This is a genomic window from Streptomyces sp. DT190 (assembly GCF_049846985.1).
Lineage (GTDB): Bacteria > Actinomycetota > Actinomycetes > Streptomycetales > Streptomycetaceae > Streptomyces.
The window spans coordinates 1-25,272 of record NZ_JBNCNM010000028.1 but is presented as its reverse complement, the minus strand read 5'-3'; the positions used below and the strand labels follow the sequence as shown (position 1 = coordinate 25,272).

At 72.3% G+C, this 25,272-nt stretch carries 19 protein-coding genes and 2 pseudogenes; 8 read left to right on the top strand and 13 right to left on the bottom strand.

What is annotated here, in order from left to right; genetic code table 11:
• Positions 1-39 precede the first annotated feature (39 nt).
• Positions 40-1,254, bottom strand: a complete 1,215-nt coding sequence (locus tag ACPXCS_RS34370) for an acetate kinase (protein WP_425951437.1) — start codon at positions 1,252-1,254, stop codon at positions 40-42.
• Positions 1,251-3,341 carry a phosphate acetyltransferase gene (gene pta / locus ACPXCS_RS34365; protein WP_425951436.1) on the bottom strand — a complete coding sequence of 697 codons (2,091 nt, stop codon included), beginning with the start codon at positions 3,339-3,341 and terminating at the stop codon, positions 1,251-1,253. Before pta ends, ACPXCS_RS34370 begins: the two co-directional genes overlap by 4 nt.
• A 216-nt stretch (positions 3,342-3,557) precedes the next feature.
• Here pta and ACPXCS_RS34360 point away from each other — a divergent pair, with 216 nt between their 5' ends.
• The gene (locus tag ACPXCS_RS34360; RefSeq protein WP_425951435.1) at positions 3,558-4,583 is read left to right on the top strand and encodes an ATP-dependent 6-phosphofructokinase; all 1,026 of its coding nucleotides are present in this window, start codon (positions 3,558-3,560) and stop codon (positions 4,581-4,583) included.
• Here ACPXCS_RS34360 and ACPXCS_RS34355 read toward each other — a convergent pair.
• A complete protein-coding gene (locus ACPXCS_RS34355; protein ID WP_425951434.1) occupies positions 4,580-5,338 on the bottom strand; it encodes a helix-turn-helix domain-containing protein in 759 nt (252 codons plus the stop codon). The genes ACPXCS_RS34360 and ACPXCS_RS34355 overlap by 4 nt on opposite strands.
• A gap of 511 nt (positions 5,339-5,849) precedes the next feature.
• Here ACPXCS_RS34355 and ACPXCS_RS34350 point away from each other — a divergent pair.
• Together ACPXCS_RS34350 and ACPXCS_RS34345 are read left to right on the top strand one after the other, a co-directional pair.
• Entirely contained in the window at positions 5,850-7,187 is a 1,338-nt protein-coding gene (locus ACPXCS_RS34350; protein ID WP_425951433.1) for a gluconate:H+ symporter, read from the top strand.
• A gap of 32 nt (positions 7,188-7,219) precedes the next feature.
• Entirely contained in the window at positions 7,220-8,557 is a 1,338-nt protein-coding gene (locus ACPXCS_RS34345) for an enolase C-terminal domain-like protein (RefSeq protein ID WP_425951432.1), read from the top strand.
• A 147-nt stretch (positions 8,558-8,704) separates the two neighbouring features.
• On the opposite strand, the pseudogene ACPXCS_RS34340 reads toward ACPXCS_RS34345, so the two are convergent.
• The 4 genes and pseudogenes from ACPXCS_RS34340 to ACPXCS_RS34325 all read right to left on the bottom strand — a co-directional run.
• Positions 8,705-9,289 (bottom strand): annotated as a pseudogene (locus tag ACPXCS_RS34340) (carbohydrate ABC transporter permease); the annotation flags it as partial.
• 5 nt (positions 9,290-9,294) lie between these two features.
• Positions 9,295-9,618: pseudogene (locus tag ACPXCS_RS34335) on the bottom strand (carbohydrate ABC transporter permease); the annotation flags it as partial.
• 101 nt (positions 9,619-9,719) lie between these two features.
• Positions 9,720-10,421, bottom strand: a complete 702-nt coding sequence (locus ACPXCS_RS34330) for a response regulator (RefSeq protein WP_425951431.1) — start codon at positions 10,419-10,421, stop codon at positions 9,720-9,722.
• Entirely contained in the window at positions 10,418-12,088 is a 1,671-nt protein-coding gene (locus ACPXCS_RS34325) for a sensor histidine kinase (protein WP_425951430.1), read from the bottom strand. The genes ACPXCS_RS34330 and ACPXCS_RS34325 overlap by 4 nt, the downstream gene beginning before the upstream one ends.
• 198 nt (positions 12,089-12,286) lie before the next feature.
• Between ACPXCS_RS34325 and ACPXCS_RS34320 the strand changes: the two genes are divergently transcribed.
• A complete protein-coding gene (locus ACPXCS_RS34320; protein ID WP_425951429.1) occupies positions 12,287-13,681 on the top strand; it encodes a cation:dicarboxylate symporter family transporter in 1,395 nt (464 codons plus the stop codon).
• A gap of 93 nt (positions 13,682-13,774) precedes the next feature.
• Here the strand turns inward: ACPXCS_RS34320 and ACPXCS_RS34315 are convergent, their stop codons facing one another.
• Entirely contained in the window at positions 13,775-14,392 is a 618-nt protein-coding gene (locus tag ACPXCS_RS34315; RefSeq protein ID WP_425951428.1) for a TetR/AcrR family transcriptional regulator, read from the bottom strand.
• A 108-nt stretch (positions 14,393-14,500) separates the two neighbouring features.
• Here ACPXCS_RS34315 and ACPXCS_RS34310 point away from each other — a divergent pair, with 108 nt between their 5' ends.
• From ACPXCS_RS34310 to ACPXCS_RS34295, 4 genes are all read left to right on the top strand, one after another.
• Positions 14,501-16,174 carry an MFS transporter gene (locus tag ACPXCS_RS34310; RefSeq protein WP_425951427.1) on the top strand — a complete coding sequence of 558 codons (1,674 nt, stop codon included), beginning with the start codon at positions 14,501-14,503 and terminating at the stop codon, positions 16,172-16,174.
• A 42-nt stretch (positions 16,175-16,216) separates the two neighbouring features.
• Complete coding sequence (locus ACPXCS_RS34305; protein WP_425951426.1) at positions 16,217-16,630, top strand: MerR family transcriptional regulator; 414 nt, start codon at positions 16,217-16,219, stop codon at positions 16,628-16,630.
• Positions 16,627-16,941, top strand: a complete 315-nt coding sequence (gene trxA / locus ACPXCS_RS34300) for a thioredoxin (RefSeq protein ID WP_425951514.1) — start codon at positions 16,627-16,629, stop codon at positions 16,939-16,941. Before ACPXCS_RS34305 ends, trxA begins: the two co-directional genes overlap by 4 nt.
• Before the next feature lie 174 nt (positions 16,942-17,115).
• Positions 17,116-19,347 (top strand): HelD family protein, encoded by a 2,232-nt coding sequence (locus ACPXCS_RS34295; protein ID WP_425951425.1) that lies wholly within the window; start codon positions 17,116-17,118, stop codon positions 19,345-19,347.
• A gap of 17 nt (positions 19,348-19,364) precedes the next feature.
• Here ACPXCS_RS34295 and ACPXCS_RS34290 read toward each other — a convergent pair whose 3' ends face one another.
• The 5 genes from ACPXCS_RS34290 to ACPXCS_RS34270 all read right to left on the bottom strand — a co-directional run.
• Complete coding sequence (locus ACPXCS_RS34290) at positions 19,365-19,775, bottom strand: hypothetical protein (RefSeq protein WP_425951424.1); 411 nt, start codon at positions 19,773-19,775, stop codon at positions 19,365-19,367.
• A complete protein-coding gene (locus ACPXCS_RS34285) occupies positions 19,772-20,236 on the bottom strand; it encodes a hypothetical protein (protein WP_425951513.1) in 465 nt (154 codons plus the stop codon). Before ACPXCS_RS34285 ends, ACPXCS_RS34290 begins: the two co-directional genes overlap by 4 nt.
• A gap of 128 nt (positions 20,237-20,364) precedes the next feature.
• The gene (glgB, locus tag ACPXCS_RS34280; protein ID WP_425951423.1) at positions 20,365-23,286 is read right to left on the bottom strand and encodes a 1,4-alpha-glucan branching enzyme; all 2,922 of its coding nucleotides are present in this window, start codon (positions 23,284-23,286) and stop codon (positions 20,365-20,367) included.
• A gap of 32 nt (positions 23,287-23,318) precedes the next feature.
• Positions 23,319-24,761 carry a maltokinase N-terminal cap-like domain-containing protein gene (locus ACPXCS_RS34275; RefSeq protein WP_425951422.1) on the bottom strand — a complete coding sequence of 481 codons (1,443 nt, stop codon included), beginning with the start codon at positions 24,759-24,761 and terminating at the stop codon, positions 23,319-23,321.
• A 193-nt stretch (positions 24,762-24,954) separates the two neighbouring features.
• Positions 24,955-25,272 (bottom strand): alpha-glucosidase C-terminal domain-containing protein (locus ACPXCS_RS34270; protein WP_425951421.1); only part of this gene is annotated, 318 nt, incomplete at its 5' end.

Below are 25,272 nucleotides of genomic sequence, written 5' to 3'. Positions count from 1 at the left end.
ATTCCGTCTGGCGGAAAATACAAAAGGGCGGGATGCCGCTCAGGTGTGATTCCCCGAACCATTTACCAGCGCGTAGGTCTGTGTCGCGATCTCCAATTCCTCGTCAGTAGGGACCACCGCCACCGCCACCCGGGCGCCCTCGGGCGAGATCAGCCGCGCCCGGTCGCCGCGTACGGCGTTGCGCTCGTCGTCCACCGCGAGGCCCAGCTCCTCCAGCCCCGCCAGGGCGGCCCGGCGCACCGGCGCCGCGTTCTCGCCGACGCCCGCCGTGAAGGCGACCGCGTCCACCCGCCCGAGTACGGCGTAATAGGCGCCGATGTACTTCTTCAGGCGGTGAATGTAGATGTCGAACGCCAGCTCCGCGCGCTCGTCGCCGGCGTCGACACGGCGGCGGATCTCCCTCATGTCGTTGTCGCCGCACAGGCCGATCAGACCGCTCTTCTTGTTGAGAAGAGTGTCGATCTCGTCGGCGGACATTCCACCAACACGCATCAAATGGAAGATGACGGCCGGGTCCATGTCTCCGGAGCGCGTACCCATCACGAGCCCCTCCAAAGGCGTCAGGCCCATGGAGGTGTCCACGCAGCGTCCGCCCCGCACGGCCGAGGCGGACGCCCCGTTGCCCAGGTGCAGCACGATGACGTTCACCTCGGACGGGTCCTTGCCGAGCAGCTCCGCCGTGGCGCGGGAGACGTAGGCGTGGGAGGTGCCGTGGAAGCCGTAGCGGCGGATGCGGTGCGCGTCGGCCGTCTCCACGTCGATCGCGTACCGGGCGGCCGACTCCGGCATCGTGGTGTGGAAGGCCGTGTCGAAGACGGCGACCTGCGGCAGGTCGGGCCGCAGGGCCTGCGCCGTGCGGATGCCGGTGAGGTTGGCCGGGTTGTGCAGCGGGGCCACCGGGATGAGCCGTTCGATCTCCGCGAGGACGGTGTCGTCGACCACCGTCGGCTCCGTGAAGGACTTGCCGCCGTGCACCACGCGGTGCCCGATGGCCGCCAGCTCCGGCGAGTCCAGGCCCAGGCCGTCCCTGGCGAGCTCCTCGGCCACGGCCTTCAGTGCCGCGTCGTGGTCGGCGATCGCCCCCTCGCGCTCGCGGCTCCCGCCGCCGGCCGGGGTGTGCCTCAGCAGGGAGGTCTGCTCGCCGATGCGCTCGACCAGGCCCACCGCCAGCCGGCTGCTGTCGCGCATGTCCAGCAGCTGGTACTTCACCGACGAGGAACCGGAGTTGAGGACGAGGACACGGGTCGGGCTCACTGGGCGGCTGCCTTCTCGCTCGGGGTCTGGGCCTGGATCGCCGTGATGGCGACGGTGTTGACGATGTCCTGGACGAGGGCGCCCCGGGACAGGTCGTTGACCGGCTTGCGCAGGCCCTGCAGCACCGGCCCGACGGCGATGGCGCCGGCCGAGCGCTGCACGGCCTTGTAGGTGTTGTTGCCGGTGTTCAGGTCGGGGAAGATCAGCACGCTCGCCTGCCCGGCGACCTCGGAGCCGGGCAGCTTGGTCGCGGCGACCGACGGTTCGACGGCGGCGTCGTACTGGATCGGGCCCTCGATCCTCAGGTCGGGCCGGCGTGCGCGGACCAGCTCGGTGGCCTCGCGCACCTTGTCGACGTCGGCGCCCGAGCCGGAGGTGCCCGTCGAGTACGACAGCATCGCGATCCGGGGCTCCACGCCGAACCGGGCCGCCGTGGTCGCCGACTGGATGGCGATGTCGGCGAGCTGCTCGGCGTCGGGGTCCGGGTTGACCGCGCAGTCGCCGTAGACGAGGACCTTGTCGGCCAGGCACATGAAGAACACCGACGAGACGATGTCCGCGTCGGGCTTGGTCTTGATGATCTCGAAGGCCGGGCGGATGGTCGCGGCCGTGGAGTGCACCGAGCCCGACACCATGCCGTCGGCGAGACCCTCCTGGACCATCAGCGTGCCGAAGTAGTTCACGTCCGAGACGACGTCGTACGCCAGCTCCACCGTGACGCCCCGGTGGGCGCGCAGGGCGGCGTACTTCTCGGCGAAGCCGTCCCGCAGGTCGGAGGTGGCCGGGTCGATCAGCTGCGTCTCGCCGAGGTCCACGCCGAGGTCGGCGGCCTTCTTGCGGATCTGGTCGACCGGGCCGAGCAGGGTCAGCTCGCACACGCCCCGGCGCAGCAGCACCTCGGCGGCGTGCAGCACGCGCTCCTCGGTGCCCTCGGGCAGCACCACCCGGCGCAGGTCGCTGCGGGCCTGCTCCAGCAGCTTGTGCTCGAACATCATCGGCGTGACACGGTCGCTGCTGGGCGCCGAGACGCGGCGCGCGAGGTCGGCGGTGTCGGCGAAGCGCTCGAACAGGCCGAGGGCCCGCTCCGCCTTGCGCGGGGTGGCCGCGTTGAGCTTGCCCTCCAGGGAGAACAGCTGCTCGGCCGTGGGGAAGCTGTTGCCGGTCACCGACAGCACCGGGGTGCCGGGCGCGAGGCGGTCGGCGAGGGTGAGGATGTCGTGGCCGGGCACCTCGTTCAGGGTGAGCAGGATCCCGGCTATCGGCGGGGTGCCGGCGCTGTGCGCGGCGAGCGCGCCCACGACCAGGTCCGCGCGGTCCCCGGGGGTCACGACGAGGCAGCCCGGGGTCAGCGCGCCGAGGAAGTTCGGCAGCATCGCGCCGCCGAAGACGAAGCCGAGCACGTCCCGGGCGAGCCCGGAGTCGTCGCCGAGCACCACCTTGGCGCCCAGGGCGTGACTGATCTGGGAGACCGTGGGGGCGGACAGGGCCGGCTCGTCGGGCAGCACGTAACAGGGCACCGGCAGGCGGGAGTCCAGCTGGCGTGCGATCTCGTCGCGGTCCTCGCGGGAGACCCGGTTGGCGACCATGGCCAGGACGTCGCAGCCGAGGGTGTCGTAGGCGCGGTAGGCGTTGCGCGTCTCGGCGAGCACGGACTCCACGGGCTGCTTGCGGCCGCCGACGACCGGGAGCACGGACGCGCCGAACTCGTTCGCCAGCCGGGCGTTGAGCGACAGCTCGTCCGGGAGCTGGGTGTCGGCGTAGTCGGTGCCGAGGACCAGGACGACGTCGAAGTCGCGGGCGACCCGGTGGAAGCGGTCGACGAGCGTGGAGACCAGCTCGTCGGTGCCGGCCTCGGCCTGGAGGGCGGACGCCTCGTGGTAGTCCATGCCGTACACGGTCGCCGGGTCCTGGGCGAGCCGGTAGCGGGCGCGCAGCAGCTCGAAGAGGCGGTCGGGCCCGTCGTGGACCAGGGGGCGGAAGACGCCCACCCGGTCGGTCTGGCGGGTGAGGAGTTCCATGACCCCCAGTTCGACGACCTGGCGGCCGTCACCGCGGTCGATGCCGGTCACGTACACGCTGCGGGTCACGCGGGCTCTCCGTTTCTTCGCGTAGGGGGTACACATCAGGACGACTGTCCAGCCGGGCGCACAAAAATCGCCCACCGAGGTGAGCAGAACCCTCTTGACAATACCTCTGCCGCTATATAAGGCGCCCGTCAGAGTGGGGTGCCGCAGCGGGCTGCGGAGCGTGAAACAATCGGCAGTGGCTCACCGGTATCAACAGCGAGCAGGAGACACAGCACGATGCGTATCGGAGTTCTCACCGCAGGCGGCGACTGCCCCGGCCTGAACGCCGTGATCCGGTCGGTCGTGCACCGGGCGGTCGACAACTACGGCGACGAGGTCATCGGCTTCGAGGACGGTTACTCGGGCCTGCTGGACGGCCGCTACCGCACGCTCGACCTGAACGCGGTCAGCGGCATCCTGGCCCGTGGCGGCACGATCCTGGGGTCGTCCCGGCTGGAGCGCGACCGCCTGCGCGAGGCGTGCGAGAACGCCTCCGACATGATCCACGAGTTCGGTATCGACGCCCTGATCCCGATCGGCGGCGAGGGCACGCTGACGGCCGCCCGCATGCTGTCCGACGCGGGCCTGCCCGTCGTGGGTGTCCCGAAGACGATCGACAACGACATCTCCTCCACGGACCGCACCTTCGGCTTCGACACCGCGGTCGGCGTCGCCACCGAGGCGATGGACCGCCTGAAGACCACCGCCGAGTCCCACCAGCGGGTGATGGTCGTCGAGGTCATGGGCCGGCACGCCGGGTGGATCGCGCTGGAGTCCGGCATGGCCGCCGGTGCGCACGGCATCTGCCTGCCGGAGCGCCCGTTCGACCCGGCCGACCTGGTCAAGATGGTCGAGGAGCGCTTCGCGCGCGGCAAGAAGTTCGCGGTGGTCTGTGTCGCCGAGGGCGCCCACCCGGCCGACGGCACCATGGACTACGGCAAGGGCGCCATAGACAAGTTCGGCCACGAGCGCTTCCAGGGCATCGGCACCGCCCTCGCCCTCGAGCTGGAGCGGCGCCTGGGCAAGGAGGCCAAGCCGGTCATCCTCGGCCACGTCCAGCGCGGCGGTTCACCGACCGCGTACGACCGGGTGCTCGCCACGCGGTTCGGCTGGCACGCGGTGGAGGCGGCGCACCAGGGGCAGTTCGGCCGGATGACCGCGCTGCGCGGGACGGACATCGTGATGGTGCCGCTCGCCGAGGCCGTGACCGAGCTGAAGACCGTGCCCAAGGACCGTATGGACGAGGCCGAGTCGGTCTTCTAGACGCCCTCCCGGTCGCGGACGTCCTCCCGGCCGCTGCCGTCCTGGAGCTTCGTCCAGAAGTGCTCCACGATCCGGTCGAGGAACTCCTGGCCGGCGCCGCCCGCGTCACCGCTGCCGCCACCCCAGCTCAGGGTGGCGGCCATGTGCCCCTGGTAGTCCTCGTGCAGGCTCTGCAGAGCGCCCTCCAGGAACCGCCGGTCCAGCGGGACGAGCCGGGCCACCGGGCGCACATAGGCCTGCCAGCGGGTGGTGGCCGCGCTGCGCAGCAGGTCGGCGAGGCGGGCGTCGCGGCCCGTGACGGTGACGAAGTCGGGCAGGCGGAGGCCGAGCAGCTCACCGAGCGCGGCGGACTGGCGCTCGGTGCCGCGCCAGTTGTCGGTCTCCTCCATGCGCAGATAGGCGTGCACGTCGTGGCCCACCGCCCGCGCCACGTCCTCCGGGGCGAGGCAGCGGGCGATGCGGTGTTCGCGCAGGGTGCGCGGTCTGCCGATGAGTTCGGCCGGTGAGCACCACAGCACGCCCGCGAGAGCGGTGAGTTCGGAGTTGCTCGGGGCCGTGATCCCGCGCTCCCAGGCGATGACGTGGTCCGGGGAGACGTGCGGGTGCCCGTAGGAGACCCGCATGCCGTGGGCGACGTGCTCGGGGGCCATGCCGAGGGCCGCGCGCAGCCGGCGCGCGGCGGGGGCGTCGAAGGGCGGAGTCGTCGGGGGGCCGGACTCGCTCGGGCTGGGTGAAGGTCGGCGCACGGGCCACAAGCTAGGGGCGCGGGGCTGCGGCGACTACGGTCAGTTCGGCCAGGATCACGGATTGTAGGAAGCTACGGCTACCGGCGGGTTCGTTCCCGGCCGGAGATCGCCTGGCGGGTGGACGGACGCGCGGGCGAGGGGGCCCGGGGCCGCGCTGATCGCGGGCCCGGAGCGGCGGGCGGCCGGCTGAACGGCAAGCTCAACAGGCATATTCGTGTGCCCTTCGGTCCGCCGGACCTTCCGTGGTCCGTGGTGGCGGACGTGCCCCGTGGGCCCGGGGTGTCGACCGCGCGGCCGGGTCTCGAAGAGGAGTGCGCCCCGGCCGCCTCCCCGGAGGGCCGGGCGGAGGGCGGCAGTCCGCGGCGCGATCCGTACGGTCCGCCGTCCGGCCGGGGCCGCCCCTTCCTGATTGGTGATCGTCGAACCATTGACCGCTGCCGTTCACCCACCTAGCCTCCATCTGCATACGTAGACGCCGTCTGCATACAGAGATGGGTCACCGGTTCAAAGGGGAACTGCCTTGCCTCTGCTCGTCGTCGGGATCAGCGTCCTGGTCCTGTTGCTCCTCATGACCAGGCTGAAGCTGAACGGCTTCGCGGCGCTGCTGCTGGTGGCGGTCGGGGTCGCGCTCGTGCAGGGCATCCCCGTGGCGACCGTCCCGGACGTCCTCTCCGAGGGCATCGGGGACCAGATCGGCGACACCATGCTGACGATCGGGCTCGGCGCCATGGTCGGCCGTGTGATGGGGGACTCGGGTGCCGCGCAGCGCATAGCCGGCAGACTCCTGGACGCCTTCGGGCCGCGCTGGGTCCAGGTGGCCATGGTCGTCACGGCCATGCTGATCGGCGTCACCATGTTCTACGAGGTCGCGTTCATCATCATCGTGCCGATCGCGTTCACGCTGGTCCGCGTCACCGGGGCGAAGCTGCTGTGGGTCGGACTGCCCATGTCCATCGCGCTGTCCACCATGCACAGCTTCCTGCCGCCGCACCCCGGACCCACCGCCGTCGCCGCGACCTTCCACGCCTCCGTCGGACTCACCCTGTTCTACGGCCTGTTCATCGCGGTCCCCGCCGGCGCGCTCATCGCCCTGACCTGGCCCCGCCTGCCGTTCGTCGCGCGGCTGACGCCGTCGATCCCCAAGGGCCTGGTCAGCGAGCGGGAGTTCACAGACGAGGAGATGCCGGGGCTCGGCTGGTCGCTGTGCGTGGCGCTGTTCCCGGTGGTGCTGATCGTGGCCGCCGCCGTGACCGACATGGCCACCTCCGGCGAGAGCCCGCTGCTGCACACCGTCGCCTTCGTCGGCTCGGCGCCGATCGCGCTGCTGCTGACCCTGTGCCTGGCCGTGTGGGCGTTCGGGCCGCGGATCGGGCGCAGTCCGGCCGAGGTCGGGGCGTCCTGCACCTCGGCGGCCCAGGCCATGGCGATGATTCTGCTCGTGATCGGCGCGGGCGGGGCCTTCAAGAACGTCCTCGTCGAGGGCGGGATCTCCGACTACATCAAGGACGTCACCGGCGGCTGGCCCGTCTCGCCGATCGTCCTCGCCTGGCTGGTCGCGGTCATCCTGCGGATCGCGCTCGGCTCGGCCACGGTCGCCGTCGTGACGGCGTCCGGGGTGGCGCTGCCGCTGCTCGCGGGCAGCGGTGTCCATCCGGAGGTGATGGTGCTGGCCGTGGCCTGCGGCTCCATCGCGTTCTCCCACGTGAACGACCCCGGGTTCTGGTTGTTCAAGGAGTACTTCAACCTCTCCGTCATCGAGGCGATCAAGGTGCGGACCTCCTACACGACCGTGCTGGCCGTGCTCGGACTGGGCGGGGTGCTGGCCGCCGAGCCGGTCCTCGACGTCCTCGGCCTGTGAACCCACTTCCCTCGACGCCAGAAAGGCACCTCATGAGCATCGGGCAGCAGCCGATCGTGACGGCGTTCGCCGTCTACCCCGTCGCCGGCCGGGACAGCATGGAGCTGAACCTCTCCGGCGCGCACGGGCCGTACTTCACCCGCAACGTCGTCGTGCTCACCGACTCGGAGGGCCGCACGGGGCTCGGGGAGGTGCCCGGCGGGGAGGAGATCACCCGGACCCTGCGGGACGCCGAGTCACTGGTCGTCGGGGCGAAGACCGGTGACTACAAGCGGGTGCTGCGGGAGATCGGGGAGCGGTTCGCCGACCGGGACGCGGGCGGGCGCGGTGCGCAGACCTTCGACCAGCGGACCACCGTCCACACGGTCACGGCGGTCGAGTCGGCCCTGCTGGACCTGCTCGGGCAGCACCTCGGCGTACCGGTCGCGGCGCTGCTCGGGGACGGGCAGCAGCGCCGGTCCGTGCGGGTGCTCGGCTACCTGTTCTACGTGGGTGACCCCGACCGCACGGACCTGGAGTACGTGCGCGAGCCCGGCTCCCCGGTCGAGTGGTACCGGGTGCGGCACGAGGAGGCGCTGTCGCCGGAGGCGATCGTGCGGCAGGCCGAGGCGGCGTACGCGCTGTACGGGTTCCGTGACTTCAAGCTCAAGGGGGGTGTGCTGGAGGGGGCCGAGGAGGTCGCGGCCGTACGGGCGCTCAAGCGGCGGTTCCCGGACGCCCGGATCACCCTCGATCCCAACGGGGCCTGGTCGCTGCGGGAGGCGGTCGAGCTGTGCCGGCCGCTGGTGGGGACGCTGGCCTACGCCGAGGACCCGTGCGGGGCCGAAGGGGGCTACTCGGGGCGGGAGATCCTCGCGGAGTTCCGCCGGGCGACCGGGCTGCCGACGGCGACCAACATGATCGCGACGGACTGGCGGCAGCTGGCCCACGCGCTGGCCCTGCAGTCGGTGTCCATCCCACTGGCCGACCCGCACTTCTGGACGATGCAGGGGTCGGTGCGGGTGGCGCAGCTGTGCCAGGCGACGGGGCTGACGTGGGGGTGCCACTCCAACAACCACTTCGACATCTCGCTGGCGATGGTGACGCACTGCGGGGCGGCGGCGCCCGGGGAGTACAACGCGCTGGACACGCACTGGATCTGGCAGGAGGGGCTGGAGCGGCTCACGGTGGAGCCGCCGCGGATCGTGGACGGGCAGATCGCGGTACCGGACGCCCCGGGCCTCGGCGTCACGCTCGACCGGGACCGGCTGCTGGCGGCGCACGAGCTGTACCGGGAGAAGGCGCTGGGGGCGCGGGACGACGCGGTGGCGATGCGGTACCTGGTCCCCGGGTGGTCGTTCGACGCGAAGCGGCCCTGTCTGGTGCGCTAGCCGCCCGGGCGGTCCGCGGCGGAGGGACGACCGGACCGCCCCCGTGCCACCGCCGCCCGCCCCCGTGCCACCGCCGCCCGGTCCCGTGCCACCGGCAGCCGGCCCCTCCGGGCCGGCGCTGCCGCGGGGGGCGCCCGGCGCTCCTCAGCCCGGGCCCATCAGGGGCAGCACGATGCGGACGAGGGACTGCGGCGACGACGCGCCGTCCGTCCAGGCCGCCTCCTCCAGCTCCTTCGGCACGCCGTCCATGAAGTTCTTCCTCAGCCAGATGGCGAAGGGCAGTTGGGACGCGGTGAAGAAGAGGATCGTGCCCTGCGCGGTGTCGATCAGGCCGACCCGCACGAAGAGCGCGTACACCGGGACCATGATCGCCGTGATGGGCAGGCTGGTGGCGAAGAGGATCGTCAGCAGGAACGGCCGGTTGAAGCGGGAGCGGAAGCGGGACAGGGGGTAGGCGGCCAGGGCCGCGCAGACCACCGTCAGCAGCGTCGCGCCGCCGCACAGGACCAGGCTGTCGAGCAGCGGCGTGAAGGTGATCTCGGGGGTCAGGACGGCGTCGAAGTGGTCCGGGGTGAGGCCGTCGGGCGCCTTCACGCGGAGGTTCGCGCGCGGGTCGAGGGCCGACAGCACGACCCACGCCAGCGGCAGGACGAACGCGGCGGCGACGGCCGGCAGTCCCGCGTCGGCGGCCAGGCGGCGGGTCGTGCGGCGGGAGGCGAGCGTGCGGGCCATGGGCGTCAGACCTCCGTCCGCAGCAGGCGCAGGTAGACGAGGGAGAACAGGGAGCCGACCAGGAGGAGGAGCAGGGCGACGGCCGTGCCGTAGCCGATCAGGCTGTTCTGGAAGGCCTGTTCGTACATGAAGAGCGGCAGCGTCTGGCTCCTGCCGTCCGGGCCGCCTCGCGTCATCACCCAGATCAGCCCGAAGACCGAGAGCGTCTGCAGGGTGCTGAGCATCAGGTTGGTGCCGATGGAACGGCGGATCATGGGCAGCGTGATGTGCCACATGCGGCGCCGGCCGCCCGCTCCGTCGACCTCCGCCGCTTCGGTGATCTCCTGCGGGAAGCGGGTCTGCCCGCGGACTGGCAGCCGAGGACCTGGAACGACGTCCTAGGCGCCGCCCGCGCCATCTGTACGGGGTTTGGTCGGCGGCTGATGGGCCGTCACTGGCCGGTGACCCAGCGGTACTGCAACTCCGGCCGCCCCACGGTGCCGTACTGCGGGCGGCGGGCCGCGCGGCCCGCGTCGACGAGGTGCTCCAGGTAACGGCGGGCCGTGATGCGGGAGATGCCCACCGTCTCGGCGACGCCCGCCGCCGTGAGACCCTCCGCGCTGTCGCGCAGGGCGATCGTCACGCGCTCCAGCGTCGGCGCGCTCAGCCCTTTGGGCAGGGCGGCCGGGCCCGGTGCGCGCAGGGCGGCGAGCGCGCGGTCCACCTCGTCCTGGCCGCTCGCCTCCCCGACGGCGGCGTGGAACTCCGCGTAGCGCACCAGCCGGTCGCGCAGGGTCGCGAAGGTGAAGGGCTTCAGGACGTACTGCACGACACCGAGCGAGACGCCCTCGCGCACCACCGCCAGATCCCGGGCCGAGGTCACCGCTATCACGTCGGCGTGGTGGCCGGCCGCGCGCAGGGAGCGGGCCAGCTGCAGCCCGTGCACATCGGGCAGGTGCAGATCCAGCAGGAGCAGGTCGACGGGGGTGCGCTCCAGGGCCCGGCGGGCCTCCGCGCCCGAGTGCGCCTTGCCCACCGCCACGAAGCCGGGCACCCGGCCCACGTAGAGGACGTGCGCGTCGGCGGCGACCGGGTCGTCCTCCACCACGAGGACGCGGATGGCCTTCCCGCCGTTCGTCGGTCCGCTCGTCATGCGTCGCCTCCAGCGCCCGCGGACACCGAGGTCCCGGCTCCCGCGCCCTCGGCCACCGCCCCCGGCTCCCGCAGCGGCAGCCGTACCTCGAACTGTGCCCCGCCGCCGTCGGCCCCGGCCACCGACAGGGTTCCCCCGTGCCGGTGCGCGGCCTGCCGGACCAGCGCCAGGCCGAGACCGCGGCCGCCCGGGCCCGCCGGCTTCGTCGAGAAGCCCCGCTGGAAGACGGCCTCGGTGTGCTCGGGATCCACGCCCGGGCCCGTGTCCGACACCCGCATCACCAGCTCCGGCGCGCTCTTGGCGGCCTCGGTGTACGCGGCGACCGTGACCCGGGCCCGCACACTGCCCTGCGCCGCGTCGACGGCGTTGTCGATGAGGTTGCCGAGGATCGTCACCAGGTCCCGCGCCGGCAGGGACTCCGGGAGCAGACCGTCGTCGAGGCTGCTGTCCTCCGACACCACCAGCTCCACGCCCCGCTCGTTCGCCTGGGCGGTCTTGCCCAGCAGCAGCGCCGCCAGCACCGGCTCGCTCACCGCCGCCACCACCTGGTCGGTCAGCGCCTGCGCCAGCTCCAGCTCGGCCGTCGCGAACTCCACCGCCTCCTCCGCCCGGCCCAGCTCGATCAGCGAGACGACCGTGTGCAGCCGGTTCGCCGCCTCGTGCGCCTGGGAGCGCAGCGCCTGGGTGAAACCCCGCTCGGAGTCCAACTCGCCCATGAGCGACTGCAGTTCGGTGACATCGCGCAGGGTGACGACCGTACCGCGCCGCTCCCCGCCCGACACCGGCGAGGTGTTGATCACCAGGACCCGGGAGGCCGTCAGATGCACCTCGTCCACCCGCGGCTCCGACGCCAGCAGGGCACCGGTCAGCAGGGCGGGCAGCCCCAGCTCCGCCACCGACCTGCCCACCACGTCCCCGGCCACACCGAGCAGCTCCCGCCCACCGTCGTTGATCAACGCCACACGGTACTGCCCGTCCAGCATCAGCAGTCCCTCGCGCACCGCGTGCAGGGCGGCCTGGTGGTAGTCGTGCATCCGGCTCAGCTCGGCCGCGTTCATCCCGTGGGTGTGGCGGCGCAGCCGGGCGTTGATGACGTACGTGCCGACCGCGCCCAGCACCAGCGCGCCGGCCGCCACACCGAGCAGGGCCGTCAGCTGCTCCTGGACGCGCTGGGTGATCTCCTCGACCCGGATGCCCGCGCTGACCAGGCCGACCACCTCGGGACCGTCCTTGATCGGGGTGACCGCACGGACCGAGGGGCCGAGCGTGCCGGTGTAGGTCTCGGTGAAGGTCTGTCCGCGCAGCGCCTTGTCGGTGTGGCCCTGGAAGGTCTGGCCGATCTGCCGCGGATCGGGGTGCGTCCAGCGGATGCCCCGCGGATCCATGATCGTGATGAAGTCGACCTCGGTGTCCCGCATCACCCGCAGCGCGTACGGCTGCAGCTGCGCCGTCGGGTCGGGGGTGCGCGTCGCCGCCAGCACGGACGGGGAGTCGGCGACGGACCGCGCCACCGCCCGGGCCTGGCGCGCCGCGGCCTCCTCGGCCTGGCTGCGGTCGCTGACGTAGGTGAACAGCGCGTATCCGGCCACGACGACCGCTATCAGCACGGCCTGCATGGCGAAGAGCTGGCCCGCCAGGCTGCGGGGTCGGGGGACGGTGAGGCGCATGCCGTCAGTCTGCACTGTGGCCGATTGTGAACTAAATGAACGGAAGGGTGACCGCGCTCACAGCGCACGACATAGTCACGGCATTCCCCATAACGCAGCTCCGGGAGCGCCGCTCCCTGATTCTCGGAGTTTTCCCGGAGTACCCCGGACGTGAGCCGCACGCCGGTGATGCCGACGACGTCGTCAAGGAGGGCCGCCGTGACCAGCGCAGCCGATACGGCACCTGCCGCACCCAAGGCCAAGCGAGACCGCACGCACTATCTCTACATCGCGGTGATCATCGCCGTCGCCGCCGGTATCGCGGTGGGCCTGGCCGCACCGGACTTCGCGGTCGAGCTGAAGCCCATCGGCACGGGCTTCGTGAACCTGATCAAGATGATGATCTCGCCGATCATCTTCTGCACGATCGTGCTGGGCATCGGCTCGGTGCGGAAGGCCGCCAAGGTCGGTGCCGTCGGTGGTATCGCCCTCGGTTACTTCATGGTCATGTCGCTGGTCGCCCTGAGCATCGGCCTGGTCGTCGGCAACATCCTGGAGCCGGGCACGGGCCTCGCGGTCACCGACGCGGTCAAGGACGCCGGGCACGCGCAGGTCGACGCCGAGGCCAAGGACACCACCGAGTTCCTGCTCGGCATCATCCCGACCACGATCGTCTCCGCCTTCACCAACGAGTCGGTCCTGCAGACCCTGCTGATCGCGCTGCTCGCCGGCTTCGCGCTGCAGGGCATGGGCGCGGCCGGCCAGCCCATCCTGCGCGGCATCGAGCACATCCAGCGGCTCGTCTTCCGCATCCTCGCCATGGTGATGTGGGCCGCCCCGATCGGTGCCTTCGGCGCCATCGCCGCCGTCACCGGCTCGGCCGGCCTGGACGCGCTCAAGAGCCTCGCCGTGCTGATGCTCGGCTTCTACGTGACCTGCTTCCTCTTCGTCTTCATCGTGCTCGGCATCCTGCTGCGGGTGATCTCCGGCCTGAACATCCTCACGCTGTTCAAGTACCTGGGCCGCGAGTTCCTGCTGATCCTGTCCACCTCCTCGTCCGAGTCCGCGCTGCCGCGGCTCATCGCGAAGATGGAGCACCTGGGCGTCAGCAAGCCGGTGGTCGGCATCACCGTCCCGACCGGCTACTCCTTCAACCTCGACGGCACCATGATCTACATGACCATGGCCTCGCTGTTCATCGCCGACGCCATGGGCACCCCGATGTCCATCGGAGAGCAGATCCCGCTGCTGCTCTTCCTGCTGGTCGCCTCCAAGGGCGCCGCCGGGGTCACCGGCGCCGGTCTCGCGACGCTGGCCGGTGGTCTGCAGTCGCACAAGCCGGCCCTGGTGGACGGCATCGGCCTCATCGTCGGCATCGACCGCTTCATGAGCGAGGCCCGCGCCCTGACCAACTTCGCGGGCAACGCCGTCGCCACCGTGCTGATCGGCACCTGGACCAAGGAGATCGACCGGGAGCGGGTCGACCAGGTCCTCGCCGGTCACCTGCCCTTCGACGAGAAGACGCTGCTGGACGACGGCCACGGCGGTCCGGCCGGCGACGACCACGTCGAGGTGCCCGAGCCGGGCGGCGAGAAGGAGCTGGCCAAGGCCTGACGGCCGCGCCGCCCGGTGGGACTCCGGGCGGCTGGGTGTCCCCCCGTCGCCCAGCCGCCCGGTCAGGACCTCCGGGATCAGCAGCAGAAGGAATCAGTCGTTCAGCTCCGCCACCAGCCCGGTGGCGGTCGAGGCGGGCACGCCCGCCGCGGTCAGGATGGTGACCGCGGCGCAGCGGCCCGCCTCTTCTGCTGCCACCAGCCCGTCGTTGACCGCCTCCATCAGCGCGACCAGCATCTGCTCGTGCACGTAGGCCAGGGCCGGGGCGGGCAGCGGGGAGGCGAAGACGCCCTGGTCGAGGCCGCGCTGCAGCATCCCGGTGGCGGTCTCGCGGACCGGGGCGAGCCGTTCCCGGATGCCCTGCATGGTCACCGTGCGCTGGGCGAGCGCGATCAGCAGCCGGTACCGGTCGGCGATCTCCCACACGGCCAGCACCGAGCGCGCCACGGCCTCCGCCGGTTCCCGCACGCCCTCGCGGCCCGCCGCGTGCGCGGCCGCCAGGGCCTCCACCGCGTCGTCGACGAGCGTGCTGATGAGCGCCTCGCGGCTCGGGAAGTGCCCGTACACCGTGCGCCGGACGACACCGGCCGCGCGGGCGATCTGGTCCATGGACGCGTCGGGGTCCCGCAGCAGCTCGGCGAGGGCGACATCGAGGATGCGGCGCCGGTTGGCGTCGGCGCGGCTGGTGGTGCCCGTGGTCATGGACGTCATTCTGCCCCTCCGGCCTTGATTTGCACAGCGCTGTGCAACGACGTAGATTGCACAGCGTTGTGTAAATGCACAGCCATGTGCAAATCCGCGAGGAAGGCATCCCCCGCCATGCGACTCGTCGTGACCGAACCGGCCGAGAGGACGGACCGCCCCTACCCGCGCCGCTGGTGGGCGCTGCTCGTGCTCTGCCTGAGCCTGCTGATCATCGTGATGGCGAACACCGCCCTGACCGTGGCCGCGCCCGCCATGACCGAGGACCTCGGCCTGTCCGGCGCCGACCTGCAGTGGGTCATCGACGGCTACACCGTCCCGTACGCCGCGCTGATGCTGCTGCTCGGCGCGATCGGCGACAAGTACAGCCGCCGGGGCGCGCTGGTGCTCGGGCTGCTCGTGTTCGGCGGCGGTGCCGTCTCCGGCTACCTCGCCGACAGCGCCACCGCGGTCATCGCCGCCCGTGCCGTGATGGGCGCCGGCGCCGCGATGATCATGCCGGCCACGCTGTCCCTGCTCGCCGCGACCTTCCCGCGCGCCGAGCGCGCCCGCGCCATCACCCTGTGGACCGCCACGGCCGGACTCGCCATCGCGGCCGGGCCGCTGGTCGCCGGGGCGCTGCTGGAGCACCACGGCTGGTCGTCGACGTTCCTGATCAACGTGCCCGTCGCCGCTCTGGCGCTCGTCGGCGCGTTCGTCCTGGTCCCGCCGTCCAAGGCCGCCGACCGCGGGCGCATCGACTACGGCGGCGGGCTGCTGTCGGTGGTGTGGATCGCGGCCCTCGTCTACATGATCATCGAGGGGCCGCACTTCGGCTGGGGCGCCAAGGCGATCGCGGCCGCGGCCGTGGCCGGGACCGGGCTCGCCGCCTTCGTCGTGTGGGAGCTGCGGCACCCGCGCCCGCTGCTCGACGTGCGCCGTTTCGCCGACCGGCGCTTCGCGGGCTCCAACCTCGCCGTCGCGCTGTTCTTCCTGGCCGTCTTCGGGGCCTTCTACTACCTGACGCAGCACCTGCAGTTCGTCCTCGGCTACGACGCCCTGGACACCGGCGTGCGGATGCTGCCGCTGGCGGGCGCCGTGTTCGTCGGCTCGGCCCTGACCGGGTACCTCACGCCCCGGATCGGCATGAAGTGGACCGTCACGGCCGGCATGGTCGGCGGTACGGCCGCGCTGGCCCTGCTCACCCGGGTCGACTCCGGTTCGGCGTACGGCGACCTCGTCGCGCCCCTGGTCGTCCTCGGCCTCGCGATCGGACTCGCGCTCTCGCCCTGCACGGACGCGATCATGGGGGCGTTCCCCGAGTCGGAGCTCGGCGTCGGCGGCGCGGTGAACGACACGTCGCTGGAACTGGGCGGCTCGCTCGGCATCGCCATCCTCGGCTCGCTGCTGGCCACGTCGTACTCCGGCCACCTCTCCGACGCCACCGCCGGCAGCAGGCTGCCCGGGTCCTCCCTGGAGACGGCCCAGGACTCGGTCGGCGCCGGGTACGCCGTCGCGCAGGGCATCGGCGACAAGGCGCGGCAGCTGGCCGAGCAGGCCGGACACACGAGCGACCCCCAGCAGGCCGGGCGGCTCACGGCGCAGGCCGAGCAACTCGCCTCCGGTGCCCGGCAGATGGCCGACGCGGTGGGTTCCTCGTTCGCGGACGCGGTCGCCCACACCAGCCTGGTCGGGGCGGTGGTCCTGGGAATCGGCACGGTGCTCGTGGCACTGCTGCTGCCGGGCCGCGGAAAGCCGGTGGCGGAGCCCGCCGTCGAGGACAGGGAGCCGGAGAACGCCGGGGCGCGCTGAGGCGTTGCCTTGACCCCGGCGTCAAGGATTACGTTCGACCCCATGCGAATCGGCGAGCTGGCCGCCCGCGCCGGGACCACGACGCGGACGCTGCGGTACTACGAGGCGCGGGGGCTGCTTCCCGCGCGGCGTGCGGGCAACGGTTACCGGACGTACGACGAGAGCGATCTGAAGCTGCTGGAGCAGATCCGGACGCTGCAGGACTTCGGATTCGACCTGGAGGAGACGCGGCCCTTCGTGGAGTGCCTGCGCGCCGGGCACCCCGAGGGCGACACCTGCCCGGCGTCCCTCGCGGTCTACCGGCACAAGCTGGACGAACTCGACGCACTGATAGGTCAACTGAGCGCGGTGCGGGAGACGGTCGCCCGGCAGCTGGCGCGCGCCGAGCTGGCCGCCGAGGCGCAGGCTCCGGGCGGTCCGGAGCCCGGTTGCGAGCTGGGGAGGCACACATGGTGAGCGAAGTGACGGACGCGGACTTCGAGGCCGAGGTGATCGGCGCGGACCTGCCGGTCCTGGTGGAGTTCACCGCCGACTGGTGCCCGCCCTGCCGGCAGATGGCACCGGTGCTCGAGGCCCTCGCCTCCGAGGAGGGCGACCGGCTGAAGGTCGTGCAGCTGAACGTGGACCACAACCCGCTGACCACCAACGCCTACAAGGTGCTGTCCATGCCGACCTTCGTGGTGTTCCGCGACGGCGAGCCCGTGAAGTCGATGGTGGGCGCGCGGGCCAAGCGGAGGCTGCTGGAGGAGCTGTCCGACGTGCTGTGAGCACCCGGCCCGGAGAAACGCGAAAATCCCCCGAGCAATTGTGCTCGGGGGATTTCCTCGCGTATATTGATTCATTCGTGCCTTCAAGTTGACTGAAAGCACGGTGAAGTTCAGTGAGCACAGTATATCCGGGCGGGAGTGGAATTGTCAAACACCGAATTTCCGGACGATGAATTGCGACAGGAACAGGAATTCATCGACGGGTTGTACGCGCGCGTGGACGCGCTGCGCGGCGACGCCGAGACCTCCGTCTCGGACGCGCTCGCGCAGGGCAACACCCCCATGCAGGCCAGGCTCGAGCGGGACATCCTCGTCGCCGAGCGCTCCGGACTGCTCGCCGCGCTGAACGCGGTGGACGGCTCCCTGTGCTTCGGCCGGATCGACCTCACCTCGGGCGTCACCCACCACATCGGCCGCATCGGCCTACGCACCGACGACGCCGAGCGCACGCCCGTCCTGATCGACTGGCGCGCCGACGTCGCCCGTCCCTTCTACCTGGCCACCGGCCACACCCCGATGGGCCTCAGGCGCCGGCGGCACATCGCCACCGACGGCCGCAGGGTCACCCACCTGCACGACGAGATCCTCGACCTCGGCGACGAGACGCGCACCGGTCACGAGGACCCCACGGGCGACGCCGTGCTGCTCGCCGCGCTGAACTCGGCGCGCACCGGCCGCATGAGCGACATCGTGCAGACCATCCAGGCCGACCAGGACCGCATCATCCGCGCCCCGCACCGCGGCGTCCTGGTCGTGGAGGGCGGTCCGGGCACCGGCAAGACGGCCGTCGCGCTGCACCGCGCCGCCTACCTGCTCTACGAGCACCGCGAGCTGCTGGCCAAGCGCGCGGTGCTGATCGTCGGGCCCAACCCGGCGTTCCTCGGCTACATCGGCGAGGTGCTGCCCTCCCTCGGCGAGACCGGCGTGCTCCTCGCGACCGTCGGCGAGCTGTACCCCGGCGTGAAGGCGACCGCCACCGACCCGCCCGAGGCGGCCGCCGTGAAGGGCCGCGCCGACATGGCCGACGTGCTCGCCGAGGTCGTCCGCAGCCGGCAGGCGCTGCCCGACCCGGTGATCACCATCGAGCACGACCGCGAGGTCCTGATGCTCGACGACGGCCTGGTCAACGTCGCCCGTGAGCGCACCCGTGCCGCCAAGCTGCCGCACAACGCCGCCCGCGAGCACTTCGAGGGCCACGTCCTCAACGCGCTCACCGACCTGTACGCCGAGCGGATCGGCACCGACCCCTTCGACGGGTCCAGCCTGCTCGACCCCAGCGACGTCACCCAGATCCGCGACGACCTCGCCGAGAACCCCGAAGTGTGGGCCGCCATCGACCGGTTGTGGCCGGTGCTGACCCCGCAGCGGCTCGTCGCGGACTTCCTCGCCGCGCCCGAGGAGTTCCTGCCCGCCGCGGACGCCGACGCCGTACGCCGCCCGGTGACCCGGCGCTGGACCGTCGCCGACGTGCCGCTGCTGGACGAGGCCGCCGAACTCCTCGGCGAGGACGACCGGCTCGCCCGGGATCGCGCCGCACGCGAGCGGGCGCGGCAGATCGCCTACGCGCAGGGCGTGCTGGACGTGTCGTACGCCTCGCGGACCTACGAGTTCGAGGACAAGGAGGAGGACGACCCCGAGGGCTCCGAGGTGCTGTCCGCGCACGACATCATCGACGCCGAGCGGTTCGCCGAGCGGCACGAGGAGGACGACCACCGCAGCGCCGCCGAGCGGGCCGCGGCCGACCGCACCTGGGCGTTCGGGCACATCATCGTCGACGAGGCGCAGGAGCTGTCGCCGATGGCGTGGCGGCTGCTGATGCGGCGCAGCCCGACCCGGTCGATGACCCTGGTCGGCGACCCGGCCCAGACCGCTGAGGCGGCCGGGGTCGGCTCCTGGTCGGGCATTCTCGCCCCGTACGTCGAGGACCGCTGGGAGCACACCCGCCTGGGCGTCAACTACCGCACCCCGGCCGAGATCATGGACGTCGCGGCGGCCGTGGTCCGCGCCGGGAACCCGGGGTTCGAGCCGCCCAGCTCGGTCCGCTCCACCGGTGTGCGCCCCTGGGCCCGGGCCACCGACGACCTGCCCGGCGCCGTCGCCAAGGCGGTCGGGGAACTCACCCCGGCCGAAGGGCGGCTCGCGGTGATCGCGCCGCGCGACCTGCACCGGGGCATCGCCGCCCGGCTGGACGGTGTGACGGCGGGCGCCGAACCCGACCTGACGCAGACGGTCGTCCTGCTCGACCCGCGCCAGGCCAAGGGCCTGGAGTTCGACTCGGTCCTCGTGGTCGAGCCCGGCCGGTACGGCACCTCCGACCTGTACGTGGCCCTCACCCGGGCCACCCAGCGTCTCGGCGTGCTGCACACCGGGCGGCTGCCCGAGCCCCTGGCGGAGGCGCTCGGATAGCCCCCGGCCGTCCGCGCCTACCCCAGCTGGGACCTCGGATCCCGCAGGGCGTGCCACAGCCCGGCGCCCAGGGGGACGACCGCCGCGGCGAAGAAGACCCAGAACAGGAACTCGGCCCCGGGCGCCAGTTCGTACGTGGTGCCGTCCTCCCACCGGCAGTAGGCGCGCGGTGGGAAGGCGGTGGAGACGCCGGCCACCGCGCCGTCGCCGATGACGCCCCGCGCGAGGGGCTCACGCGGGCAGGGGGCGGTCTCGGGGAACAGCACGGGGTCGTCCGCCGCCATGATGAACGCCCAGATCATGGCGGTGAGCGGCAGCGTCCAGAAGACCGAGGTCCGCACCCACAGCGGCAGCAGCGGATGGGTCAGCAGGCCGCGCAGCGCGACCACCGCGACCACCAGCGCGGCGAAGACCGGCAGCAGTGTCACGGCGTCACGCGTGCCCGGCGGGCCCGCAGTTCGCTCGCGTACCCCGCGCCGATGGCGAGCAGGGCGGCGGCCAGGGCGAGGCCGGCCGTCGCCGCGTTCATCCACCCGTAGTCCGGATCACTGGCGTACACGGAACCGTCGTCGCGGACGCAGTCGAAGCGCAGCGGCAGGTACGAGGACCGGTGGTGGCTCAGCCCCTGGACCGTGGCCGGGTCGAAACCGTCGCGGCAGGCCGGGGCCGGGACCGAGTTCGCCCCGTCGTTGAAGGCGGTCTCCGAGGCCAGCACGGCGAAGAAACCCAGGGCGTACACGGCCGCGGCCGCCCACGCGGCCGTCGCCGCCGCGCGGCGCATCAGATGGACGGGCCACGGCTCGGGCCGCCCGGGGAGCGCCATCGCGGCGGTCCCCGCGGCGGCGATCAGCGCGGCGACGGCGCAGACCGCCGAGAGACCGAGACCCATCAGCACGGGCCCCGGCCCCTTCCGGACGGGTGGGGGAGTGAGGTGGCACGCATGCGGCCACCCCACCACTCCCCGACCGGGTGGGCTGTGACGGAGGTCACTCCTGCGGTCACACCCCTGTCACAGGCCTACGCCGGGCGCAGCCAGACCGTGGCCAGCGGCGGCAGGGTCAGCCGGATGCTCGCCGGACGCCCGTGCCAGGGCTGGGCCTCGGGCTTGACCGGGTCCGGGTTGGTGACGTCGCTGCCGCCGTAGCGGGCCGCGTCCGTGTTGACGGCCTCGTGCCAGGCCGGGACGTCCTCCGGCACACCCAGGCGGTAGTCCGGGCGGACCACCGGCGCGAAGTTCGACACCGCCAGCAGGGGGCTGCCCTCCGGGTCCAGCCGCAGGAACGCGAGCACGTTGTCGTCGGCCGCGTCGCCGACGATCCACTCGAAACCGGCCGGATCCGTGTCCAGCCGCCACAGCGCCGGGGTGGCGCCGTAGACGGCGTTGAGGTCGCGGACCAGGTCCCGCACGCCCCGGTGGTCGGCCTCCGCGCCGTAGCCCGGATCCAGCAGCCACCAGTCGGGCCCGTGCGCCTCGGACCACTCGGCGCCCTGCGCGAACTCCTGGCCCATGAACAGCAGTTGCTTGCCCGGATGGGCCCACATGAAGCCGAGGTAGGAGCGGACCCCGGCGCGCTGCTGCCACCAGTCGCCCGGCATCTTCGACACCAGGGAGCCCTTGCCGTGCACGACCTCGTCGTGGGAGATCGGCAGGACGTAGTTCTCGCTGTAGGCGTACACCATCGAGAACGTCATCTCGTGGTGGTGGTACTTGCGGTGCACCGGCTCGTGGCTCATGTACTGCAGCGAGTCGTGCATCCAGCCCATGTTCCACTTCAGGCCGAAACCGAGCCCGCCGAAGCCGCTCGGGCCCTGGTGGTGGGTGGCGCGCGTGACGCCGTCCCAGGCGGTGGACTCCTCGGCGACCGTCACCACGCCGGGCACCCGGCGGTACACCGTCGCGTTCATCTCCTGCAGGAACGCCACCGCGTCCAGGTTCTCCCGGCCGCCGTGCTCGTTGGGCGTCCACTGGCCCGGCTCGCGCGAGTAGTCGAGGTAGAGCATCGAGGCGACCGCGTCCACGCGCAGCCCGTCGATGTGGAACTCCTCGCACCAGTACACGGCGTTGGCGACGAGGAAGTTGCGGACCTCGTTGCGCCCGTAGTCGAACTCCAGCGTGCCCCAGTCCGGGTGCGCGGCCCGCAGCGGGTCCTCGTGCTCGTACAGGGGCTTGCCGTCGAACTCGGCCAGCGCCCAGTCGTCGCGCGGGAAGTGCGCCGGAACCCAGTCCATGATCACGCCGATGCCGGCCTGGTGCAGCTTGTCCACCATGTACCGGAAGTCGTCCGGCGTGCCCAGCCGGGCCGTCGGCGCGTAGAAGCCGGTGACCTGGTAGCCCCAGGAGCCGCCGAAGGGGTGCTCCGCGACGGGCATCAGCTCGACGTGGGTGAAACCCAGGTTCTTCACGTAGCCGGGCAGCTGCTCCGCCAGCTGACGGTAGGTCAGCCCCGGGCGCCAGGACGGCAGATGGATCTCGTACACCGAGAACGGCGACTCGTGCGCCGGGGCCTCGGCGCGCCGGGCGAGCCACTCGGCGTCGTTCCACTCGTAGGCCGAGGAGGTGATGACCGAGGAGGTCGCGGGCGGCACCTCGGTGCGGCGGGCCAGCGGGTCGGCGCGCATCGTCCTCGAACCGTCGGGCCGGGTGATGTCGAACTTGTACAGCTCGCCCTCGCCCACGTCCGGCAGGAACAGCTCCCACACGCCCGACGAACCGAGCGAGCGCATGGGGTGCCCGGTCCCGTCCCAGAAGTTGAACGTGCCGGCCACGCGCACGCCGCGCGCGTTGGGCGCCCAGACCGCGAACCGGGTGCCGGTCACGCCCTGGTGGGTCATCGGGTGGGCGCCCAGTGCCGTCCACAGCTCCTCGTGCCGGCCCTCGCCGATCAGATGCAGGTCGAGGTCGCCGAGCGTGGGCAGGAAGCGGTAGGCGTCCTCGGTCTCCAGGAGCGTGCCCTCGTACTGCACGAGCAGCCGGTACTCGGGGACCTCGCGCAGTGGCAGCAGCCCGGAGAAGAAGCCCTCCCCGTCGGCGTGCAGCTCCGCGCGCACCTCGCCGGAGACGACGGTCACCCCCAGGGCGTACGGCCGGAACGCGCGGAAGGCGATGCCGCCGGGCACGGGGTGGGCGCCGAGCACGGAGTGCGGGGCGTGGTGCGTGCCGTTCAGCAGCCGCTCGCGGTCCCCGGCGTCCACGGCGGGGGAGACGGCGATCTCCATCTCCGGGGGCACGGCCCGGGCGGGGGCGGCCTTCGTGGCGGCGGTCTTCCGGGGCGCGGCCTTCCTGGCGGGCGCCTTCTTCGCCGTCTTCGCCGTGGCCTTCTTCGCGACGGCCTTCTCGGCGGCCGCGGCCGTCGTGCTCTTCCTGGCGGCGGTCTTGCCGACCGCGGCCTGCGCGGCGCCGGCCTCGGTGACGGCCGCCTTCGCCGCGCTTGTCTCAGCGGCGGCCTTGGTGGTGGCGGCCTTGGTGGTGGCGGTCTTGGCGGCGGCGGCCTTGGTGGTGGCCGCCTTCGTGGTGGCGGTCCTCTTGGCAGGCGCCTTCGTGGCGACCGCCTTCTTGGCCGCGGCCGTGGCCTTGGTCGCACTCGCCTTGGCGGCAGCGGCCTTCGTGGTCGTCGCCTTGGCGGCTGCCGCCTTGGTGGTGGCGGCCTTCTTGGCGACAGCCCTCTTCGCGGCCGTGTCCTTGACGGCCGTGTCCTTGACGGGCGTCTCCTCGGCCGCCGCCTTCTTCGCGGTGGCCTTCCTCGCCGTCGTCTTCGCCGGGGCCGTCTTCTTGGCGGCAGCCTTCTTCGCGGCGGCCGTGCCCTTCTTGGCCGCTGCCTGTTTCGGCACCGCCGTCTTCTTCGCGGCACTCTTCTTCTGCGCGGCCGTGGGCTGCTCGGGGATCTTCTCCCCGGCCGTCCCCTGGGGACGCGGACCGCTGGACTCAGGGCGGGGGGTCACGGGCGGAGCCTCCTGGGCGAAGGGTGGGTCAGTCAGGTCAGGTGGCCGGACGAGGCGAGGCGGTCTATGGCGGCCAGCGGCACCGGCAGCCAGTCGGGGCGGTGGCGGGCCTCGTAGACCACCTCGTAGATCGCCTTGTCCGTCTCGTAGGCGCGCAGCAGCACCGGGTCGGTGCGCGGATCGCGGCCGGAGGCCTCCGCGTAGCCGGAGCAGTACGCGGAACGGCAGGTCTCGGCCCAGTCCGGCTGGGCCGGGTCGACCGAGCGCGCCGCGTAGTCGAAGGACCGCAGCATGCCGGCGACGTCCCGCACCGTCGGCTGCGGCATGCGCCGCTCGGCCAGCGGCCGGGCCGGCTCGCCCTCGAAGTCGATCAGCTTCCACTCACCGGTGGGCGAGCGCAGGCACTGCCCGAGATGCAGATCGCCGTGGACGCGCTGCGCGGTCCAGGAGCGGCCCTCGGCGGCCAGATCGCCCAGCGCCGTGAACGCCGACCGCAGGCCGCCGGCGTACGGCCGCAGCGCGGGCACCGCCTGGACGGCCGCGTCCAGCCGCTCGGTCATGCCGTCGACCATGAGCCGCAGCTGCGCGTGGCCGAGCGTGACCGTCGGCAGCGCACGGGCCAGCGCGGTGTGCACCTCGGCCGTGGCCCGGCCCAGCGCCCGCGCCTCCGCGGCGAAGTCCTCGCCCTTGGCCAGCTCGCGCAGGGCCAGCTCCCAGCCGTCGGAGGCGCCCTGCACGAACGGCTGGAGCACCCCCAGCACGTACGGCTGGCCGGCCAGGTCCACCGGGCCCGTCGAGACGACCGGGTCGGCGGCGGGATCGACGTCCGCCACCATCCAGGCCGTCGGCGCGGGCACCCGGGGGCAGCCCTCGCGGGCCAGCGCCAGCGGCAGTTCCAGGTCCGGGTTGATCCCGGGCACGATCCGCCGCAGCAGCTTCAGGATGAACGTATCTCCGTAGACGATCGAGGAGTTGGACTGCTCCGCGGTCACCACGCGCGGCACCAGCCCGGACCGGATGTCCTGCCCGGGGTCCCGCTCGAAGCGGAGCCCGCCGATGCGGGCCCGGGTGCGCAGCGCCTCCAGCAGCAGCTCGGCGGGCCGGGTGTCATGCAGCGCGTCGTAGACCGTCCGGCCGGCCAACGGCCCCGTCGCCACGTGTCCGATGAGCGCGGGCGCCAGCCGAGGCGGCAGCGCCTCGCGCACGCCTATGAGCAGCTGGTAGCAGTCGCCGGGGTGGCCGGGCGCCCCGTGGGACGGCACGAGCGGCTGGTGGGCGCGGACCAGCAGGTGGTACAGGCCGAGCTTGGCCGAGGGTGGCAGCAGCTCGGTGGCCTCGACGAGCGTGAACCCGGTGACCGGTCGTCCCTTGCCCGCGAACCAGCGCTGTCGCGGCAGCCATTCCCGCAGCAGTGGGTCGAGGGAGGCAAGAAGGCCGGGCGGGGTGGTGACGGTGCGTGTGACGGCTTCCGACATGGCGTCGCGTCCTTTCACCCATTTCTGGTGCGCCTCCGGGCGCCTGCGGCCGGCCCCGGACGGCGCCCCTCCGGCTCACGCGGACGGGCGGGGTGTTACTGATGCGTGCCCCGGGCGGGGCGGAGGAAACGCCCCGCCGCCGGGGTTTGCGGCCTGCCCCGCGTCATCAGGCCTGATCAGGCCGGAACCGGCCTCATACGGTGTCCCGGCGCAGCCGGAACCAGTAGAAGCCGTGCCCCGCCAGGGTCAGCAGGTACGGCAGCTCGCCGATCGCCGGGAAGCGCACCCCGCCGAACAGCTCCACCGGGTGCCGGCCCTCGAAGGCGCTCAGATCGAGCTCCGTGGGCTGTGCGAAGCGTGAGAAGTTGTTCACGCAGAGCACCAGGTCGTCCTCGTACTCGCGCAGGAACGCGAGCACCGCCGGGTTCGACGACGGCAGTTCGGTGTAGGAGCCGAGGCCGAAGGCCGGGTTCTGCTTGCGGATCTCGATCATGCGGCGGGTCCAGTGCAG

Coding starts and splice junctions, on each gene's coding strand:
- ACPXCS_RS34360 (WP_425951435.1), top strand. CDS start 3,558: ATGCGTATCGGAGTTCTCACCGCAGGCGGCGACTGCCCCGGCCTGAAC.
- ACPXCS_RS34345 (WP_425951432.1), top strand. CDS start 7,220: ATGAGCATCGGGCAGCAGCCGATCGTGACGGCGTTCGCCGTCTACCCC.
- ACPXCS_RS34330 (WP_425951431.1), bottom strand. CDS start 10,421: ATGACGAGCGGACCGACGAACGGCGGGAAGGCCATCCGCGTCCTCGTG.
- ACPXCS_RS34325 (WP_425951430.1), bottom strand. CDS start 12,088: ATGCGCCTCACCGTCCCCCGACCCCGCAGCCTGGCGGGCCAGCTCTTC.
- ACPXCS_RS34315 (WP_425951428.1), bottom strand. CDS start 14,392: ATGACGTCCATGACCACGGGCACCACCAGCCGCGCCGACGCCAACCGG.
- ACPXCS_RS34310 (WP_425951427.1), top strand. CDS start 14,501: ATGCGACTCGTCGTGACCGAACCGGCCGAGAGGACGGACCGCCCCTAC.
- ACPXCS_RS34305 (WP_425951426.1), top strand. CDS start 16,217: ATGCGAATCGGCGAGCTGGCCGCCCGCGCCGGGACCACGACGCGGACG.
- ACPXCS_RS34285 (WP_425951513.1), bottom strand. CDS start 20,236: ATGGGTCTCGGTCTCTCGGCGGTCTGCGCCGTCGCCGCGCTGATCGCC.
- ACPXCS_RS34275 (WP_425951422.1), bottom strand. CDS start 24,761: ATGTCGGAAGCCGTCACACGCACCGTCACCACCCCGCCCGGCCTTCTT.